Origin of the sequence: Yinghuangia sp. ASG 101 (genome assembly GCF_021165735.1) — a bacterium.
Taxonomy (GTDB): domain Bacteria; phylum Actinomycetota; class Actinomycetes; order Streptomycetales; family Streptomycetaceae; genus Yinghuangia.
Genome location: NZ_CP088911.1, coordinates 1414495 through 1430793, shown reverse-complemented (window position 1 = coordinate 1430793; position 16299 = coordinate 1414495). Strand labels below are relative to the sequence as shown.

The 16299-nt window shown below is 73.2% G+C and carries 17 protein-coding genes; 9 read left to right on the top strand and 8 right to left on the bottom strand.

Translation table 11 applies throughout. The features are described 5' to 3' along the window. Window positions 1-69: 69 nt before the first annotated feature. The 3 genes from LO772_RS05810 (at window position 70) to LO772_RS05800 (ending at window position 3657) form a co-directional block, all read left to right on the top strand. Entirely contained in the window at window positions 70-414 is a 345-nt protein-coding gene (locus LO772_RS05810) for a hypothetical protein (RefSeq protein WP_231777284.1), read from the top strand. Window positions 415-452: 38 nt separating this feature from the next. Continuing rightward, window positions 453-1094: a GDSL-type esterase/lipase family protein gene (locus tag LO772_RS05805; protein WP_231777283.1), complete on the top strand. Its 642-nt coding sequence runs from the start codon at window positions 453-455 to the stop codon at window positions 1092-1094. Between the two features lie 262 nt (window positions 1095-1356). Continuing rightward, the gene (locus LO772_RS05800) at window positions 1357-3657 is read left to right on the top strand and encodes a hypothetical protein (RefSeq protein ID WP_231777282.1); all 2301 of its coding nucleotides are present in this window, start codon (window positions 1357-1359) and stop codon (window positions 3655-3657) included. A gap of 7 nt (window positions 3658-3664) precedes the next feature. Here LO772_RS05800 and LO772_RS05795 read toward each other — a convergent pair whose 3' ends face one another. Together LO772_RS05795 and LO772_RS05790 are read right to left on the bottom strand one after the other, a co-directional pair. Beyond that, on the bottom strand, window positions 3665-4297 hold the full coding sequence (locus LO772_RS05795; protein WP_231777281.1) for a hypothetical protein: 633 nt from the start codon (window positions 4295-4297) through the stop codon (window positions 3665-3667). Between the two features lie 236 nt (window positions 4298-4533). Continuing rightward, window positions 4534-5106 carry a DUF3558 family protein gene (locus LO772_RS05790; RefSeq protein ID WP_231777280.1) on the bottom strand — a complete coding sequence of 191 codons (573 nt, stop codon included), beginning with the start codon at window positions 5104-5106 and terminating at the stop codon, window positions 4534-4536. Between the two features lie 343 nt (window positions 5107-5449). Between LO772_RS05790 and LO772_RS05785 the strand changes: the two genes are divergently transcribed. Further along, window positions 5450-6199 carry a nucleotidyltransferase family protein gene (locus tag LO772_RS05785; protein ID WP_231777279.1) on the top strand — a complete coding sequence of 250 codons (750 nt, stop codon included), beginning with the start codon at window positions 5450-5452 and terminating at the stop codon, window positions 6197-6199. A gap of 12 nt (window positions 6200-6211) precedes the next feature. On the opposite strand, the gene LO772_RS05780 is transcribed toward LO772_RS05785, so the two are convergent. Then, window positions 6212-7189 (bottom strand): threonine ammonia-lyase, encoded by a 978-nt coding sequence (locus tag LO772_RS05780; RefSeq protein WP_231777278.1) that lies wholly within the window; start codon window positions 7187-7189, stop codon window positions 6212-6214. A gap of 150 nt (window positions 7190-7339) precedes the next feature. Between LO772_RS05780 and LO772_RS05775 the strand changes: the two genes are divergently transcribed. The 4 genes from LO772_RS05775 (at window position 7340) to LO772_RS05760 (ending at window position 10781) form a co-directional block, all read left to right on the top strand. After that, window positions 7340-8269, top strand: a complete 930-nt coding sequence (locus LO772_RS05775) for an aldo/keto reductase (protein ID WP_231777277.1) — start codon at window positions 7340-7342, stop codon at window positions 8267-8269. Between the two features lie 44 nt (window positions 8270-8313). Then, window positions 8314-8736, top strand: a complete 423-nt coding sequence (locus LO772_RS05770; RefSeq protein WP_231777276.1) for a YjbQ family protein — start codon at window positions 8314-8316, stop codon at window positions 8734-8736. A gap of 66 nt (window positions 8737-8802) precedes the next feature. Then, window positions 8803-9948, top strand: a complete 1146-nt coding sequence (locus LO772_RS05765) for an epoxide hydrolase family protein (RefSeq protein ID WP_231777275.1) — start codon at window positions 8803-8805, stop codon at window positions 9946-9948. A gap of 71 nt (window positions 9949-10019) precedes the next feature. Beyond that, entirely contained in the window at window positions 10020-10781 is a 762-nt protein-coding gene (locus tag LO772_RS05760; RefSeq protein WP_231777274.1) for a Clp protease N-terminal domain-containing protein, read from the top strand. Window positions 10782-10814: 33 nt separating this feature from the next. On the opposite strand, the gene LO772_RS05755 is transcribed toward LO772_RS05760, so the two are convergent. Beyond that, window positions 10815-11333 (bottom strand): SAM-dependent methyltransferase, encoded by a 519-nt coding sequence (locus tag LO772_RS05755; protein ID WP_231777273.1) that lies wholly within the window; start codon window positions 11331-11333, stop codon window positions 10815-10817. Between the two features lie 56 nt (window positions 11334-11389). After that, window positions 11390-11662: a hypothetical protein gene (locus LO772_RS05750; protein WP_231777272.1), complete on the bottom strand. Its 273-nt coding sequence runs from the start codon at window positions 11660-11662 to the stop codon at window positions 11390-11392. A 451-nt stretch (window positions 11663-12113) separates the two neighbouring features. Between LO772_RS05750 and trpS the strand changes: the two genes are divergently transcribed. Next, the gene (trpS, locus tag LO772_RS05745) at window positions 12114-13142 is read left to right on the top strand and encodes a tryptophan--tRNA ligase (RefSeq protein ID WP_231777271.1); all 1029 of its coding nucleotides are present in this window, start codon (window positions 12114-12116) and stop codon (window positions 13140-13142) included. 10 nt (window positions 13143-13152) lie between these two features. Here the strand turns inward: trpS and LO772_RS05740 are convergent, their stop codons facing one another. From LO772_RS05740 to LO772_RS05730, 3 genes are read right to left on the bottom strand one after another with little or no spacing between them, the layout of a single operon-like run. Next, window positions 13153-13680: an NUDIX domain-containing protein gene (locus LO772_RS05740; RefSeq protein ID WP_231777270.1), complete on the bottom strand. Its 528-nt coding sequence runs from the start codon at window positions 13678-13680 to the stop codon at window positions 13153-13155. Beyond that, on the bottom strand, window positions 13677-14714 hold the full coding sequence (locus tag LO772_RS05735; RefSeq protein WP_231779429.1) for a hemolysin family protein: 1038 nt from the start codon (window positions 14712-14714) through the stop codon (window positions 13677-13679). The genes LO772_RS05740 and LO772_RS05735 overlap by 4 nt, the downstream gene beginning before the upstream one ends. A gap of 44 nt (window positions 14715-14758) precedes the next feature. After that, on the bottom strand, window positions 14759-16189 hold the full coding sequence (locus LO772_RS05730) for a hemolysin family protein (RefSeq protein ID WP_231777269.1): 1431 nt from the start codon (window positions 16187-16189) through the stop codon (window positions 14759-14761). Window positions 16190-16299 lie beyond the last annotated feature (110 nt).

Genomic DNA, 16299 nt, shown 5'->3' with positions numbered 1-16299 from the left:
ACCACGCCGCGCGCGAACCGACACTGGGAAGCGGGGAACGGCACGGCGGTACGGACGAGGAGTCGGGGCATGCGGAGGATCTGGGGCGGCGAGGGTGCCGACGGGCTCGGCGTGCACGACGCCCTCCTGAAGGACACCAGGCTGAGCGTGCCCGCCCGTGGTCTGGCCGTCCACCTGCTGCTGTCACCCGAGTTCGCGCGCCCGGACCCGGCCCGTCTCGCGTCCCGCCCGGCCGAGACCGCCGCGTCGATCGCGGGCTACCTCGCCGAACTCGAATCCGCCGGCTACCTGCACCGCCGCACGCTTCCCGGCGGTGCCGACGGGCCCGTCGAGGAGATCACCCTCCACACCCGGCCGTGCACCGCCGCGGATTCCCCCGGCACCCCGGGCCGGGTCTTCGTCTGGCCGGGGTGACCGCCGCCGCACGCGCGCGCTCCCGTAGGGTCGCGGTCATGAGCCACGCCGGACGCCGCCGACCCGACGTGCGCGTCTGCTGCGTCGGCGACTCCTATACACAAGGTGTGGGCGACCGGGACGGCGGATGGGTCGGCCGCCTCGCGGCACGGGCCGTCGACCGCGGGCACCGCCTGACCGCGTACAACCTCGGGGTCCGGCGCGAGACCTCGGCGGACGTCGCGGGGCGCTGGTTCGCGGAGGCCGAGCCCCGCCTCGCCGGCGGTGACGCGCACGGCGTCGTGTTCGCGTTCGGGCTCAACGACAGCACGCACGAAGACGGCCGCCCCCGCGTGCCGCGCGGCGGCAGCATCGGCAACCTCGGGGCGGTCGTCGACCGTGCGCGCGGGGCCGGCTGGCCGGTGCTCGTCATCGGGATCCCGCCGATCCCCGACGGCGAGGACGGGCGCGACGACCTGGCCGGGCTGGAGGCCGCGTACCGCGAGAAGTGCGCGGCGATGCGCGTCCCGTTCGTCCCGGTGCACGCCGCGCTGCGCGACAAGGCGGCGTGGTGGGCGAGCATCGAGGAGTACGACGACGGCGCGCACTGCGGGCCGGACGGCCACCGCATGCTCGCCGACGTCATCGACCGGGCGGGCTGGCGGACCTGGCTGGACGCGCTCGCGGCATCCGCCGGATAGCCGCCGGACGGCCGAACGCCTCCGGCCGCGACCGGGCGCCCGAATCCCGACCGTGCGGCGGGTGGTGCCGGAGACGACTCCCGTGTGGCGCGTGATTCCCGTGCCGAGGCGGGCAGTTGATGTCCCGTCACACCATCGGCGGCCGACAGGAGATACGGGTGTGTGCCGCGGTTCCGGGCATGCGACACAAGAAGGCGGAGGGCAACACGGGTGCCCGACGTGGCATTTTCGCCGATTGGTACGCTTTTCCTATAGTGAAAGGGTGAAGGGGACGGCTGAGTCGCACGCGACACCAGAGACGGACGAGGCGGTCGCCGCCCGCCGCGCTCGCCGTCGGCTGCGTGCCATCCGCGCCGCGGCGTTCGCCCTCGTCACCCTCAGCGTGGCGATCATCACCGGGCTCGGTGTGGCCCGCGTCACCGTCCTCGACCGCGAGTGGTACGACTCGGTCCTCGAACGCGAGGACAGCTACAACCGCCTCTACGACGAAGTCCTCGTCGACCCCGAGATGGCCGACATCACCCGCGATCTTCTCGCACGGCTGCCCGTCCCGCCGAACCAGGTCACCGCCAACCTGCGCCTCGTCCTGCCGCCGTCCACCCTCCGCGGCATGGCCCAGGACCAGATCGGCCGCACCGTCGCGTATCTGCGCGGCGAGGAGAAGGACCTGCACTTCACCGTCGACCTCAAGCCCGTCATCAACAACCTCGGCGGCGTCGCCGAGGTCTTCGTGGGCGACCTGACCGGCGACGTGCCCTCGGTCACCGAGGCGAACGCCCCCGCGTTCGTCGCCTCCGTGCAGCAGGCGCTCGACGCGCTCGCCCAGGGCCGCAGCCCCGACAGCCTCCCCGCGCTCGACCTCGCGCCCGAGGCGGTGCCGCAGGTCGCCGACCTCATCCTGGAGAAGCTGCCGCCCGAGGAGCGGGCCTCGGTCCGCGAGCCCGTCATCGCCTCGCTGCGCGCCGGCGACCTCGGGGGCGTGCTGGTCGCGATCGTGCCCACCATGTTCGGCGAGGCGGTCTTCGGCGCCCAGACCGGCCTCGCCGATCTCAGCAACCGCGAGTCGTGGGACCTGGTCATCGACATCAAGGCCCAGGACACCGACGTCAACCTCGGGCCGCTGCCGCAGCTGCGCGCCTTCACCGTCTTCGGGCTCGACCAGATGCTGGGCCTGGCGTGCGCCGCCGCGGCCGGCGGCCTCGCCGGGCTGTGGCGCACCGCACCCCACCGGGGCCTCGGCCGGCTGCGCGGCCCGGGCGCGGCACTCGCCGCCGGCGGGGTGCTGGCCGCCTCGGTGTGCCTGGTGGCCTGGGCCGCCGCGCCGCACCTCATCCCCGAGGACCGGGGCGGATGGGCGCCGTCGGTCCGTGCGCTCGTCGGCGACGTCCAGAACGCCGCCACCGAGGACATCGTCCGCGTCTGGATCACCGCGGCGGCCGTCCCGGTGCTCGCGGGCAGCGCGATCGCCGCGGTGGCCGGGTACGCGATGCGCCGCCAGCAGCGGGGCGAGGCCCCGGTCCCGCGCTCGCGGGCGCGGACCGTCACCGGCTTCGCGGCGTTCGGCGCCGCCTCGGCACTCGCCCTGACGGTCCTGCTGCCGGTGCCCACCGTCGGCGACTCGGCCAAGGAACGCCGCTGCAACGGCATGCCGCAGCTGTGCGACCGGCGGTACGACGAGGTCGCGTACCTCGCGACGCACAACGCGATGTCGTCGACCGCCGACCGGTTCCTCAGCCCGCTCCAGGACCCCGACATGATCACCCAGCTCGACCTGGGCTCGCGGGCGCTGCTGATCGACACGTACCGCTGGGAGACCCCCGAGGAAGTGGCCCCGCGCCTGACGGAGTCCGACATGTCGCCTCAGGAGCAGCAGATCATGGCCGGCGTCGTCGACCGCTACAGCCCGGCCCGCCCGGGGCTGTGGCTGTGCCACTCGCTGTGCCGCGGCGGCGCGCTGCCGCTCGTCGGCAGCATGCGCTCACTGGGCGAATGGCTCGACAACAACCCCAATGAGGTAGTCACCCTGATCATGCAGGACGCGATCGGCGGCGACGAGACCATGGAGGCCCTGCGGGAGGCGGGCGTCGACCGGTTCCTCGCGACGCCGCCGAAGGATCCGGACGGGGTGTGGCCGACCCTGCGCGAAATGATCGCCACCGACAAGCGCCTCGTCGTCTTCGCCGAACGCGCCGACGGGCCGGACCCCCGCTACCGCAACTTCTACCGGTACGGGATGGAGACGCCGTACACGTTCACCAGCCCGGGGACCATGAACTGCCTGCCCAACCGCGGCGGAACGGGCAAGAAGCTGTTCCTGATGAACCACTTCATCACCGCGCAGGGCGGCAGCCGCATCGACGCGGGCCGCGTCAACTCCCGGCAGTTCGTACTCGACCGGGCCCACCAGTGCGAGGCGCAGCGCGGCGCCCAGGTCAACTTCGTCGCCGTCGACTTCGGGACCATCGGCGACGCGAGAACGGCCGTCGAGATCCTCAACGCCGACCGCGTCGAACACGCGGCGCCGTCACGCGTGCAGACCGAGACCTCCGGCGCCGACCCGTGAGACCCCGTCAGTACGCGAGCCCGAACCCCGCGGGGAACTCCGGCTCGTGGGCCGGCCCGAGGGGGAACATCAGGCGGCCCAGCGGGGCGTGGCGGCCGAACACCACGTCCAGCACCGTCTGGTCGGGAGCCCCCAGGTCGACCAGCAGCGCGGCGCACTCGTCGGTGAACTCCGGTGCCGGGCACGGTCCTTCGACGCGCAAAACGACGATCGTGGGAATCGCCGCCGCGATGTCGAGCACCCGGTCGGCGTCGTCGTCGGCGATCCGGGTGCCGCGCGGCGCGTCGACCCGCAGCACCGCGACCTCGGCCTCGGCGAGGTCGGCGACCGGGGTCGCGTACGCCGCGGCGGCGTCGTCCGGAAGCCCTTCCAGGTAGACGCGCACACCGTCGCGCAGCGGCAGCGCGGGCCCGCCGCTCGCGCTCGTGCGGGTGCTCGTGCGGTTCGTCAGCAGCGTGAGAGCCGACAGCTCGGCGTCCGTGGCGGACTCCGCCGCGGACGCGCCGCCCACCCGTGCGGACGGCACGCCCGGCGGACGGCCGGGGATGTCGAATTCCGGTGCGGGGCGGCGGTTTTCTGTCATGGCGTCTCTCATCGCGTGCAGCGCCGCGACGGCGCCGACGAGCGGTCTGACAAGCATGTCGTCGGCGGTCCGGGCGCGGGTGTCGGCGCCACACGGACCGCGTCGGGTGTCTGGGGACGGCATCGTGCGGCGGCTCCCTTCGACCGGGACCCCCGACCGGGCCCCTCCTGCGCCGCCCCATGGTGGCAGATCGGGATGACGGCTGCGCACGGCGTCGACCCGTCGGCGGCGGCCCGACCGGTTGGTCGGCTACGCCGCGGCGCGGGCCCGCGATGCCGCGGGCTCCGGGCCCGTCACGGCAGCGACGCGTCGGCCAGCCGCGCCAAAAGCACCAGCGTGTCCCGGGGCGACCGGGAGTTCGGCCCGTCCCCCGAGATGTCGACACTGGTCACCCGCTCGCCCCGGCCGCGCGCGAAGGCGACGCCGCTGCCCAACTCGGGGTCGCTGTAGAACACCGCCGCGTCGGCCAGGTCCGGGATGGGCTCAGTGCGTTCGGAGGGGGCCGCGGTCAGCAGCGCCACCTGCTCCGGGCCGCCGAGCAGCGCCCGGGGGAGGTCGCCGACGCGCACGGTCAGGACGCGTACGCCGTCCGACCCGAGGAACACGCACGTCCGGTCGTCGTCCTCGGGGTGCGCGGTCATCTCGGCGGCGCCCAAGGTGTCGCGGACCTGGTCGGTGGTCAGCAACTGGCAGCCGCCGACCGGCGGACCCGCGGGGGGCGGTTCGGGCGGCGGAGGCGTGGGAGTCGCCGGCGCCGACGTCGGGGGCGCGCCCTGGGCCGGACCGCCGGAGTCCGACGCGAAGCACCCGGCGGCCAAGCCCATGCATCCCACGGCCAGTGTGCAGCCCCACCAGCGGATCCTCACGGCAGTCCCAACCCCGTTCGCCCTCCGACCTGCTCGTCACCCGACCGTCGGACCCCACCGGTAGGTCGCGATCAGGTCACGCGAATGTCTCGATCCGAGGCTAGTGACCCGCAACTGCCCGACGAAAGGGGGAAGTCCCCTGCGGCACACCGGACAAGCACGGCACAAACCGAATAAACCGGGGTGTCGGGGGAGTTGCGGGCCGCGCGGGAGTCCGCGCGGGAGCCGGGCCGGCGGGCGGAGGGCCGGGCGAGCGGGCGAATGGTCGTCGGCGAACGCGGCGTGGTGCGCGCACCCGGTCGCGACTTCGGTGACGGTGTCGCCAAGTCGCTAAGGTCGGGGCATGACTTCCGCACCACAAAGCGTGTCGCAGACCGATCGTCCGGTCACCCAGGCCGTCATTCTGGCCGGAGGGCAGGGATCGCGGCTGCGGCCCTACACGGACGACCGGCCCAAGCCCATGGTGGAGATCCCCGGGACGGGGACGCCGATCATCGGCCACCAGCTCGCGTGGCTGGCGGCCGAGGGGGTCACGGACGTCGTCGTGTCGTGCGGGCACCTGGCCGAGGTTCTGCAGGACTGGCTGAAGAGCGGCGAACTCCCGCTCTCCGTCTCGACCGTGGTGGAGGCCGAGCCCCTCGGGCGCGGCGGCGGCCTGAAGTTCGCGGCCCGCGCGCTGCCGCGCCCGGACGAGCCGTGGTACGCCACCAACGGCGACATCTGGACCCGGTTCTCGCTCCGCGAGATGGCCGCGTTCCACACCGAGCGCCACGCGGTGGCCACCCTCGCGCTGGCCCGCCCGCGCATCCCGTGGGGCGTCGTGGACACCGACAAGTTCGGCCACGTCCTGGACTTCATCGAGGCGCCCCCGTCGCCGTACCTCATCAACGCCGGCGTGTACGTCTTCTCGCCGGAGTTCACCGCGATGCTGCCGGAGTCCGGCGACCACGAGCGCACCACGTTCCCCCGGCTCGCCCGGGAACGCCGGCTGGCCGGTTTCCCGCTGCCGCAGGGGGCGTACTGGCGGGCCATCGACACCGCGAAGGACCTCTCCGAGGCCGCGAAGGAGCTGCGCGAGCAGGCCGACGGCTGACGCCGGGGCGGCTCACGCCGCGGGGTGCTCCGGCCGGCCGACCAGCCCCGCGAACAGCGCCGGCTCGACGTTGCCGCCGCTGACGACGGCCACGTGGTCGCCGCCGCCCGGCAGCGCGTCGCGGCGGAAGAGAAAGCCGGCGGTGGCGACCGCGCCGGACGGCTCGGCGACGAGCCGCGCCGAATAGGCCAGGAAGCGGACGGCGTCGCGGATCTGCTCCTCGCTCACCGTGACGATGTCGTCGACGTACGCGCGCACATGGGCGAACGGGACCACGCCCAGCGACGTCGTCCGCAGGCCGTCCGCGATGGTCCGGTAGGTGTCCGTCGCGTCCCACGTCGCGAGTGCGCCGGTGCGCAGCGACTCGGCGGCGTCCGCGGCGAGTTCGGGCTCGACGCCGATCACCTTGGTGTCCGGCCGCAGCGCCTTGACCGCCGCGGCGACCCCGGAGAGCAGGCCACCGCCGCTGACCGGCACGAGCACGGCGGCGGCGTCGGGCAGGTCCTCGGCGATCTCCAGCCCGGCGGTGCCCTGGCCCGCGACGATGCGCCGGTCGTCGTACGGCGGCACGACCGTGTAGCCGTGCTCGGCGGCGAGTTCGAACGCGGCGACGTCGCGGCGCTCGCGCGGGACCATGACGATCTCCGCACCCAGCGCCCGGGTCGCGTCGACCTTGACGCGGGGCGCCGTGTCGGGCATCACGATGACCGCCGGGATGCCGAAGCGGCGGGCGGTGTAGGCGACGGCCTGGGCGTGGTTGCCGCTGGAGTGCGCGACGACCCCGCGCGCCCGCTCCTCGTCGGTGAGCGACGCGATGAGGTTGTAGGCGCCGCGCAGCTTGAACGCCCCGATCGGCTGCAGGTTCTCCGGCTTGAGCCACAGCGCGCGGCCGGGATCACCGTGCGCGCACGGGAGCAGGGGAGTGCGGACCACCGCACCCGCCACACGCTTCTGGGCCGCCCGCAACTCGTCCAAGGTCACCAGTTCCATGCGTGCACGCTAACCGCGCGCCCGCCGGACATCGAACGAATTGCCGACGCCGCCACCCCGGTGCGGGCGCCGAACCGTGCCGTGCGGCGGCTTCGTGACTAGGGTGAGACCGCCGGGAAAGCCGAGGAAAGCGGTGGTCAGGTGCGGTACGTGAACGTGGGCACATCCGGGCTCAAGGTCTCCGAGGTCGGCCTCGGCTGCAACAACTTCGGAACGCGCACCGACGAGGCCGCCGCCCGCGACGTCGTCGCCGCCGCGCTCGACGCCGGGGTCACCCTCTTCGACACCGCGGAGATGTACGGCGACGGCCGGTCCGAGGAGATGCTCGGCCGGGCGCTCGCCGGGCGCCGCGACGACGCCGTGATCGCCACCAAGTTCGGCATGTCGGGCGACGGCCGGGGCTCCGGGTCCCGCCGTTATGTGATGCGGGCCTGCGAGGCGAGCCTCAAACGCCTCGGCACCGACCACATCGACCTCTACTACCTGCACTTCCCCGACCCCGACACCCCGATCGACGAGACGCTGGCCGCCCTCGACGACCTCGTGCGCGACGGCAAGGTCCGCTACATCGCCAACTCCAACATGGCGGGCTGGCAGCTGGTCGACGCCGACCACATCGCGCGGGCGGCGGGCGGCGCGCGGTTCGTCGCCACGCAGTTGGAGTGGAGCCTGCTGGAGCGCGGCGCGGAGCGCGAGACGGTTCCGGCGGCGTACCACGTCGGCGTGGGCGTGATCCCGTACTTCCCGCTCAAGTCGGGGCTGCTCAGCGGGAAGTACCGGCGCGGCGAGGACTTCCCCGAGGGCTCGCGGCTGACCACCGCCGCGCGGTTCGCGCAACTCGCCTCGGACGCCAACTTCGCGGTCGTCGAACGCCTGACCGCGCACGCCGAGGCCACCGGGCGGACCATCCTGCAACTCGCGCTGTCGTGGCTCGCCGCGCGGCCGGAGGTCTCGTCCGTCCTGGTCGGCGCGACGACACCCGAGCAAGTGACCGCCAACGCCCGGGCGTTCGTCGGGCTCACCGAGGCCGAGGCCGCCGAGGTCGGCCGGGTCGCGGCGGGCACGGACGACAAGGAGTAGACGGTGGTGGGCGAGCGGGGGCCGCGCGGGAGAAAATGCCGCCCATGACCGACGCATTCACCAGCCGGGTCCTCGACGTCCACACCGGGTCCGCGGAGACCGTCCACGACCTGACCGGCGAGATCGCCGCGTTCCTCGGTGACGTCGCGGGGGGCCGCGACGGGCTCCTGAACGTCTTCACCCCGCACGCCACCGCGGGCCTCGCCGTCATCGAGACCGGCGCCGGAAGCGACGACGACCTGCTCGCCGCCCTGCGGGACCTGCTGCCCGCCGACGACCGCTGGCGGCACCGGCACGGCAGCAGAGGGCACGGCCGCGACCACGTCCTGCCGGCGTTCGTGCCGCCGCACGCGACGCTGCCGGTCGTGGGCGGCGCGCTCGAACTCGGCACGTGGCAGTCGGTCGTCCTGGTGGACACCAACCGCGACAACCCCCGGAGGCAGGTGCGCCTGTCGTTCCTGGGATGAACCCAGCGGCGAAGACGACCCGTCGCGGCCGTGTTCATGTCGATCCGCCGTGGCTACCGTGCCCCCATGAGCCTTTCCGATGATGTGACGGAGTTTCAGATCTCGGTGCCCGAGGCCGAGTTGGTCGATCTCAGGGAGCGGTTGGCGCGCACCCGGTGGCCCGAGGCGGAAACCGCCGGCGACTGGGCGCAGGGGGCTCCGCTCGCTTATGTGCGCGAGGTCGCGCGCTATTGGGCCGAGGAGTACGACTGGCGGGCCGCCGAGGCCCGCTTGGCCGCGTACCCGCACTTCCGGACGGAAATCGACGGCCTGGGCTTCCACTTCGTGCACGCGCGCTCGCCGCACCCGGACGCGCTGCCGCTGGTGCTCACGCACGGCTGGCCCGGGTCGGTCGTCGAATTCCTGGACGCGCTGGGCCCGTTGACCGACCCGACCGCGCACGGCGGCGACGCCGCCGACGCGTTCCACGTCGTCTGCCCGTCGCTGCCCGGCTACGGCTTCAGCGACAAGCCCGCGGCGTCCGGCTGGAACGTCGAACGCGTCGGCGCCGCCTGGGTCGCGCTGATGGACCGGCTGGGCTACGCACGGTTCGGGGCGCAGGGCGGCGACTGGGGGGCGATGGTCACCGTCGCCGTCACGCGGGCCGGGGGCGACCGGGTCGCGGGGATCCACCTCAACATGCCCCTCGTCGTGCCGGACTCCGAGACGTTCGCCGATCTCACACCGTCCGAGCAGGGCATTCTGAAAGACCTCGGGTACCACCGGGAGCAGGGGACCGGGTACTCGAAGATCCAGTCGACCCGGCCGCAGACCCTCGGGTACGGGCTCGCCGACTCGCCGGTCGGGCAACTCGCGTGGATCCTCGAGAAGTTCCGGGAGTGGACCGACTGCGACGGGCATCCGGAGAACGCCCTGACGCGTGATCGGATGCTGGACAACATCACGCTGTACTGGCTCACCGGCACGGCCGCGTCGTCGGCGCGCCTGTACTGGGAGAGCTTCCGTTCCCCGGATTTCGGGGTGGTCGACGCGCCCGCCGGGTGCTCGGTCTTCCCGCGCGAGATCGCCCGGGCGTCGCGGCGCTGGGCCGAGAAGCGGTTCACCGACCTGCGCTATTGGAACGAGCCGGACCGCGGTGGGCACTTCGCGGCGTTCGAGCAGCCGGAGTTGTTCGTCGAGGAGGTCCGCCGGTTCTTCCGCCTCGTGCGGTGAGCGGCCGTCCCGCCGCTCTTGATCGTCAACTTGCGGTTGACGTTTCGCATGAGTCAACCTAGGGTTGACGCATGGCGAGCAACGACGGGAAAGCCGTTCCCACCACTGTTTCCATCCGCCTCGACGACCTCATCGCGGCCATCAAGAAATCCAACGACGACGCCCTCGAACAACTCACCAGCGCCGTCATCGCGGCGGACCACCTCGGCGAGGTCGCCGACCACCTGATCGGCCACTTCGTCGACCAGGCACGCCGCTCGGGGGCCTCCTGGACCGAGATCGGCCGCAGCATGGGGGTCAGCAAGCAGGCCGCCCAGAAGCGGTTCGTGCCGAAGGGCCCCGTCGAGGCGAACGACCTCGACCCCAGCCAGGGGTTCAACCGCTACACGACCCGGGCGCGCAACGTGGTCGTGCAGGCGCAGAACGAGGCACGCGCGGCGGCCAACACGTCGATCCGCACCGAACACCTCGTGCTGGGGCTCCTCACCGAGGCGGACTCGATCGCGGCCCGCGCCATCATCGCGCAGGGCGTGAGCCTCGCGGCGGTGCGCGAGGCGGCCGTCCTGCCGCTTCCGCCGGCGGAGCGGGACCTGCCGGCACTGATCCCGTTCGACGGCCAAGCGAAGAAAGCCCTCGAACTCACCTTCCGCGAGGCGCTGCGGATGGGGCACAACTACATCGGCACCGAGCACATCCTGCTGGCGCTCCTCGAACTCGAGGCGGGGCAGGGCGTGTTGAGCGGGCTCGGGATCGACAAGGAAGCGGCCGGGCGCTTCACGGAGGAGGCACTTGCCGAGATCGCGGCGGCCCAGCCGGACACCCCGGACGCCTGACCGGCGCGTGTCGGGCCGCCGGTGGGGCGGGCGTCATTCCTTCCGCCGACCCGACACGCACAGCACCGAACCCGTGGGATCCACGGCCGACTCCACCACGAACCCGTTGTCGGACAACCGCGCCGACACCGTCGCGTCGAGCCGGGCGAGCGGCGTCCCCCGCGGCGGCTCGTAGGAGAGGCCGAGTAATCCGGCGGGTGCCAACGCCGCGGAGATCACCCCGAGTTCGTGCGCGGGGTCATGCGTCCAGAACAGATTGACGTTCACCGCGAAAACCTTGTCGAACGGCCCGGACGCCGTCAGATCGGTGCCTTCCAGCGGCGCGAGGACGAACCGCGCCCGGCCGCCCGCGATATTCCGCGCGTTGCGCGCCTCGGCCCCCTTGATCGCCGATGGCGACCGGTCGAGGCCCAAGTACGAGCCGTCGGAAAGGAGTTCGCAAACCAACTCGGCCGCGGCGCCGCGTCCGCAGCCGATTTCCAGGATCCGGTCCCCGGGCCGGACGTCCAGATGGTCCACCGTCCAGCGGAGACGGTGCGGGATCGCGGGCATGGAACTCCTCGTCGCGGTCGCCGTGTCGGCCGCGCGTCGGCCGACGGTCCCTCGGTTCAGGCATACATGCTGCGGTACCGAACGCGTTTCAGGCCGCTGTAATCCTCTCCCGCAATCTGCCGGAAGTGCCCCGGCGGAAATGTGACTTCCTCCTCCCACGGAATGAACTCGGTACCGTCCTCGGCCCACCGGGGCAGCGCGACAACGGCATACCAGCGGCCATTCGCGCGCTGCTCAAGCCGGACGACCGGCAGACGTACGTCATCGTCCGCACCGCGGAACCGCACCGCTATGCGCGGGCGGTTGTCAGAGCGATCCACGAGCTCCATGTGCCCATAGTGACCCGGGAGTTGGGTTGTTGTCTCGTCCGCCGGCCGATATTGCCGGGAATTCCCGCGAATTCGCGGGGAACAGGCTCGCCGGAACGCGCCGCCCCTATGCGGGCGACCCCTATGCGGACCCACGGGCGAACCGCGCACGACCGGTGCCGCGCGCTTTCGATCCCCGGGTGACGCGTGACCGCCGCCGCGCGCACGCGCTACCGTGGGGCCCATGACCTTGTCGGCGTATTGCGCGCATTCCGCGCACCTGTCCTGGTGGCGCTCCCCTTAGGAGCGGCCACCCGACAGACACGCCTTGGGCCGTTCACGACGGACGGCCCCTTCTCCCGCACCGCCTCAGGTGCCCGGCTCCGTACGGACCCGGCTCGGCCGCCCGCCGCGACGCGCCCGCCGAGCGGCCCGCACCGGGCCGGACCACCGAGCGACACAGGAGAAGACGATGTCCGCCACCGCCACCACCCCGCCCCCCGGCGCCGTCGAGCGCGCCGCCGGACGCCGCGTCCTCACCGGCGACCGGCCGACCGGGCGCCTGCACCTGGGCCACTACTTCGGCACGCTGCACAACCGCGTCCGGCTCCAGGACGCCGGCGCCGAGACGTACCTCGTGATCGCCGACTACCAGGTGCTGACCGACCGCGACACCGCCGACCGGCTCGCCGAGCACGTCGGCGACCTCGTGCTGGACTACCTCGCCGCGGGCATCGACCCCGGCCGGACGACCGTCTTCGCACACAGCGGCGTCCCGGCGCTCAACCAACTGCTGCTGCCCTTCCTGAGCCTCGTCTCCGTCGCGGAACTCGGACGCAACCCGACGGTCAAGGACGAGATCGCGCACTCGCGCCAGGCGTCCGTCAGCGGGCTGATGTACACCTATCCCGCCCACCAGGCCGCCGACATCCTGTTCTGCAAGGCCGACCTCGTGCCCGTCGGGCAGGACCAGCTCCCGCACCTGGAGGTCACGCGCACCATCGCCCGGCGCTTCAACGACCGCTACGGCCCGGTCTTCCCCGAACCCGGGGCGCTGCTGTCGGACGCCCCGCTGCTGCCGGGCACGGACGGCACCAAGATGAGCAAGTCGCGCGGCAACGCGATCCCCCTCGCCGCGACCGCCGACGAAACCGCCCGGCTGATCCGGCGCGCGACCACCGACGCCGACCGGGACATCACGTACGACCCCGAGCGGCGACCGGGGGTGTCCGGCCTGCTCGCCCTCGCGGCGCTGTGCCTGGGCCGGACACCGCAGGACATCGCGGCCGAGGTCGGCACCGCGGGGGCCGCGCGCCTCAAGCGGCTGGTCACCGAGGCCGTCAACGAGCACTTCGCGCCGCTGCGCGCCCGCCGCGCCGAACTCGCCGCCGACCGCGCCGCGGTGCGCACGATCCTGCGCGACGGCAACGCCCGCGCCAACGAACTCGCCGACGCCACGCTGCGGGAGGTCAGGGCCGCGATGGGCATGCGCTACACGTGACCGGCCGGTGTCACCGGTCCGCACCGGCGGCGAAGGCCTCGAACAACGGCAGCCACACGACACCCGCACACCGTTCGCGGACCTCGTCGTCGTCGCACCACGCCGCCTCGGCGCACTCCGACCCGGGCGCGGGGGCCACGGCCGGCCCCGGGCCGGGCAGGCGCAGGACGAACGCGGCCTGGTACGCGCGACCCGGATAGCGGTAGTCGGGCGGAGGCGCGCCGAACAGCGCGACGCGGTGGCCGCCGAAGGGCACCAGCTCCCCGGCGGCCACCGCCAGACCGGCCTCCTCGGCCAACTCCCGCGCCGCGGCGGCGCGCGGGGACTCGCCGGCCTCGACGTGCCCGCCCGGGACCTCCCACCCCCGGCCGGGCCGGTCGACGCGGGTGAGGAGGACCCGCGCGCGGGCGTCGCGGGCGAAGACGAACACGCTCGTGACCTCGTGTGCGACCGGCGTCTCGGCACCGATCACCAGGTCGATCCGGTGCGCGACCGGGATCCACGGCACGGTCGCGGAACCGATCACCCGGGCACTCATGCCGCCCGCGTACCTCCCAGCACGCTGCCCAGCAGGTCGTCCAGACCGACCATGCCCATCAGCCGGCCGTCCGTGTCCCGGACGAGGGCGATTGACGCGCGCCGCTCCCGCAGAGCCGCGACCGCGCGCTGGATCGGCGTGTCGACCGCCAGCGTCAGGACCGGGGACGCCAGTTCCCCCGCCGTCGTGCCGGACGCCGCGACGGGGTGCGGCGCGCGTATCGACAGGACCTCGCGGACGTGGAGGACGCCCGTCAGGTGCCCGTCCGCGCCCCGGACCAGGAGCCGGTTGCGGCCGTGGCGGCGCGACGCGGCGACGATCTCCTCGGGACCCGCACCGGCCGGGACCGCGTCGATGCGGTCCGCCGGCACCACGAGCCGCGCGAGCGGCTCGGTGTGCGTACGCAGCGTCGCCGTCAGCACGTCGTGCTCGTCGCTGCCGATCAGCCCCAGGCGCCGCGACTCGCCGACCAGCCGCCGCAGGCCTTCCGCGTCCTTGGGCACGGAGACCTCGTCCTTGGGCCGGATCCGCGCCGCGCGCAGCGCCGCGTTGCTTATCCCGTTCAGCGCGCGCAGCAGCGGGCGCACGCCGCGGGTGAACGCGCGGAACGGCGGTGCCAGCAGCAGGGCCGCCCGCTCGGGGTCGGAGATCGCCCACGACTTGGGGGCCATCTCGCCGATCACCATGTGCAGCAGCACGATCGTGGTCAACGCCACCGCGAACGCGATCGCGTGTCCCGCCGCGGCCGGCAGGCCCACCGCCTGGAACAGCGGGTCGAGCATCGCCGCGAACGCCGGTTCGGAGACCACGCCCAGGCCCAGCGAGCACATGGTGATGCCCAGCTGCGCGCCCGCGAGCATGAGGGTCAGCTCCCGGACCCCCGCGAGCGCGGACGCGGCGCCGCGCTTGCGGGTCGCCACCGCCTGTTCCAGCCGGTGGCGGCGGGCGGCCAGCAGCGCGAACTCGGCCGCGACGAAGAAGGCGTTGCCGACAAGCAGCACGATCGTCGCGATGACCGCGGGTGTCGGGCCCATGGTCGAGCCGCCGGACGCGAGGTCCGCGGCGTGTGCGGAGCCGGTCATGCGGCATGCTCCATTCCGCCGCGTGCCGGTTCGGCGGTGCCGGCCGCCGCGTTCGCCGCGGCGTCGTCGGAGGCCTCCCACGCGACCGGGAGGTGCGTGCGTACGCGGACCAGTTCGGGGACGTGCCGCTCGACGGTCAGCACCTCGATCTCGACGACCGCGGTCCGGGCGGCGTCCTCGGCGTCCTCGTCGGGGTCCGGCACGGTGACCCGGTCGCCGACCTCGGGCAGGCGCCCCAGGCGGGCGATCACCAGGCCGCCGAGCGTGTCGTACGGGCCTTCGGGGAGGTCGGTGCCGATGATGCGCTCGACCTCGTCGACGCGCAGTACCGCGTCGAGGCGCCACCAGCCGTCCTCGGGGCACGCGTCCACGACGGATTCGGTGTCCGTCTCGTCGGCGATCTCGCCGACCAGTTCCTCGGCGACGTCCTCGTAGGTCACGATGCCGGCGAGGCCGCCGTGCTCGTCGAGCACGATCGCGAACTCCTCGTCGACCGCGCGCAACTGGTCGAGCAGCGACGGCATGCTCGCGGTGTCGGGCACGAGCAGCGGCGGGCGGGCGAGGGAGCCGACGGTGACGGTGTCGGCGTCCTCGGGGGCGACCTTCAGGAGGTCCGTGACGCCGACCACGCCCACGATGTCGTCGACGCGGTCGCCGACCACCGGGTAGTGAGAGTGGCCGCACTGCTGGACCAGCGCGATGAGGCCGGCCGCGCTGGTGTCGGCCCGCACGCGTATGACGTCGGGGCGCGGCACCATCACCTGGTCGACCGTCAGGTCACCGAACGCGATCGCGCGCTGCAGCATGTCCGACAGCTCGGGCGCCAGCTCCCCGGAGCGGTCGGCCTCGGCGACGATGTGGCCGAGCTCCTCGGTGGTCGCGCCGCCGTGGATCTCCTCGACCGGCTCGATGCCGAGGGCGCGGACGAGCCGGTTCGCGAGGTTGTCGAACATCCGGATCAGCGGGCCCATGACCTTGAGGTAGGCCAGGGTCGGCCGGCCCAGCAGCACCGCGACCCGCTCGGGCTCCGCGATGCCCCAGTTCTTCGGAACCAGCTCGCCGACCACCATCTGGATCCCGGTGGCGATGACGAAGCCGAGGATCAAGGTCACGGTCTTGTCGACGCCGGACGGCATGCCGAGCGGATCGAGAACGGGCGACAGGACGGCACTCAGCGCGGGGTTGGCGATGAAGCCGACCAGCAGCGTGGTGATGGTGATGCCCAGTTGCGCGCCGGAGAGCATGAACGACAGGCGGCGGGTGACCTTCAGGGCGCGGGTCGCGCCCCGGTCGCCGCCTTCCGCGCGGCGGCGCAGCTCGGCGCGGTCTGCCGCGACGTACGCGAATTCCTGGGCGACGAAGAAGCCGGTGCCGACCGTGAGGACGACGACGGCGAGTATGCCGAAAGCGGCGGACGCGGCGTTCATCTGGCTTCCTCCCGAACGCCGCCGCGCGGATCACTGGTCCGGGAGGGACCGGTACTGGGGGGGTCCGTCTCTTGGGCGGACACACACGCTCCTTGTGGAGTTCCTGCCTG

Excerpts from the sequence above, each read along its gene's own strand:
- LO772_RS05810 (WP_231777284.1), top strand. The coding sequence starts at position 70 with ATGCGGAGGATCTGGGGCGGCGAGGGTGCCGACGGGCTCGGCGTGCAC.
- LO772_RS05805 (WP_231777283.1), top strand. The coding sequence starts at position 453 with ATGAGCCACGCCGGACGCCGCCGACCCGACGTGCGCGTCTGCTGCGTC.
- LO772_RS05795 (WP_231777281.1), bottom strand. The coding sequence starts at position 4,297 with ATGCTTGTCAGACCGCTCGTCGGCGCCGTCGCGGCGCTGCACGCGATG.
- LO772_RS05785 (WP_231777279.1), top strand. The coding sequence starts at position 5,450 with ATGACTTCCGCACCACAAAGCGTGTCGCAGACCGATCGTCCGGTCACC.
- LO772_RS05780 (WP_231777278.1), bottom strand. The coding sequence starts at position 7,189 with ATGGAACTGGTGACCTTGGACGAGTTGCGGGCGGCCCAGAAGCGTGTG.
- LO772_RS05770 (WP_231777276.1), top strand. The coding sequence starts at position 8,314 with ATGACCGACGCATTCACCAGCCGGGTCCTCGACGTCCACACCGGGTCC.
- LO772_RS05765 (WP_231777275.1), top strand. The coding sequence starts at position 8,803 with ATGAGCCTTTCCGATGATGTGACGGAGTTTCAGATCTCGGTGCCCGAG.
- LO772_RS05760 (WP_231777274.1), top strand. The coding sequence starts at position 10,020 with ATGGCGAGCAACGACGGGAAAGCCGTTCCCACCACTGTTTCCATCCGC.
- LO772_RS05755 (WP_231777273.1), bottom strand. The coding sequence starts at position 11,333 with ATGCCCGCGATCCCGCACCGTCTCCGCTGGACGGTGGACCATCTGGAC.
- LO772_RS05750 (WP_231777272.1), bottom strand. The coding sequence starts at position 11,662 with ATGGAGCTCGTGGATCGCTCTGACAACCGCCCGCGCATAGCGGTGCGG.
- trpS (WP_231777271.1), top strand. The coding sequence starts at position 12,114 with ATGTCCGCCACCGCCACCACCCCGCCCCCCGGCGCCGTCGAGCGCGCC.
- LO772_RS05740 (WP_231777270.1), bottom strand. The coding sequence starts at position 13,680 with ATGAGTGCCCGGGTGATCGGTTCCGCGACCGTGCCGTGGATCCCGGTC.
- LO772_RS05735 (WP_231779429.1), bottom strand. The coding sequence starts at position 14,714 with ATGGGCCCGACACCCGCGGTCATCGCGACGATCGTGCTGCTTGTCGGC.
- LO772_RS05730 (WP_231777269.1), bottom strand. The coding sequence starts at position 16,189 with ATGAACGCCGCGTCCGCCGCTTTCGGCATACTCGCCGTCGTCGTCCTC.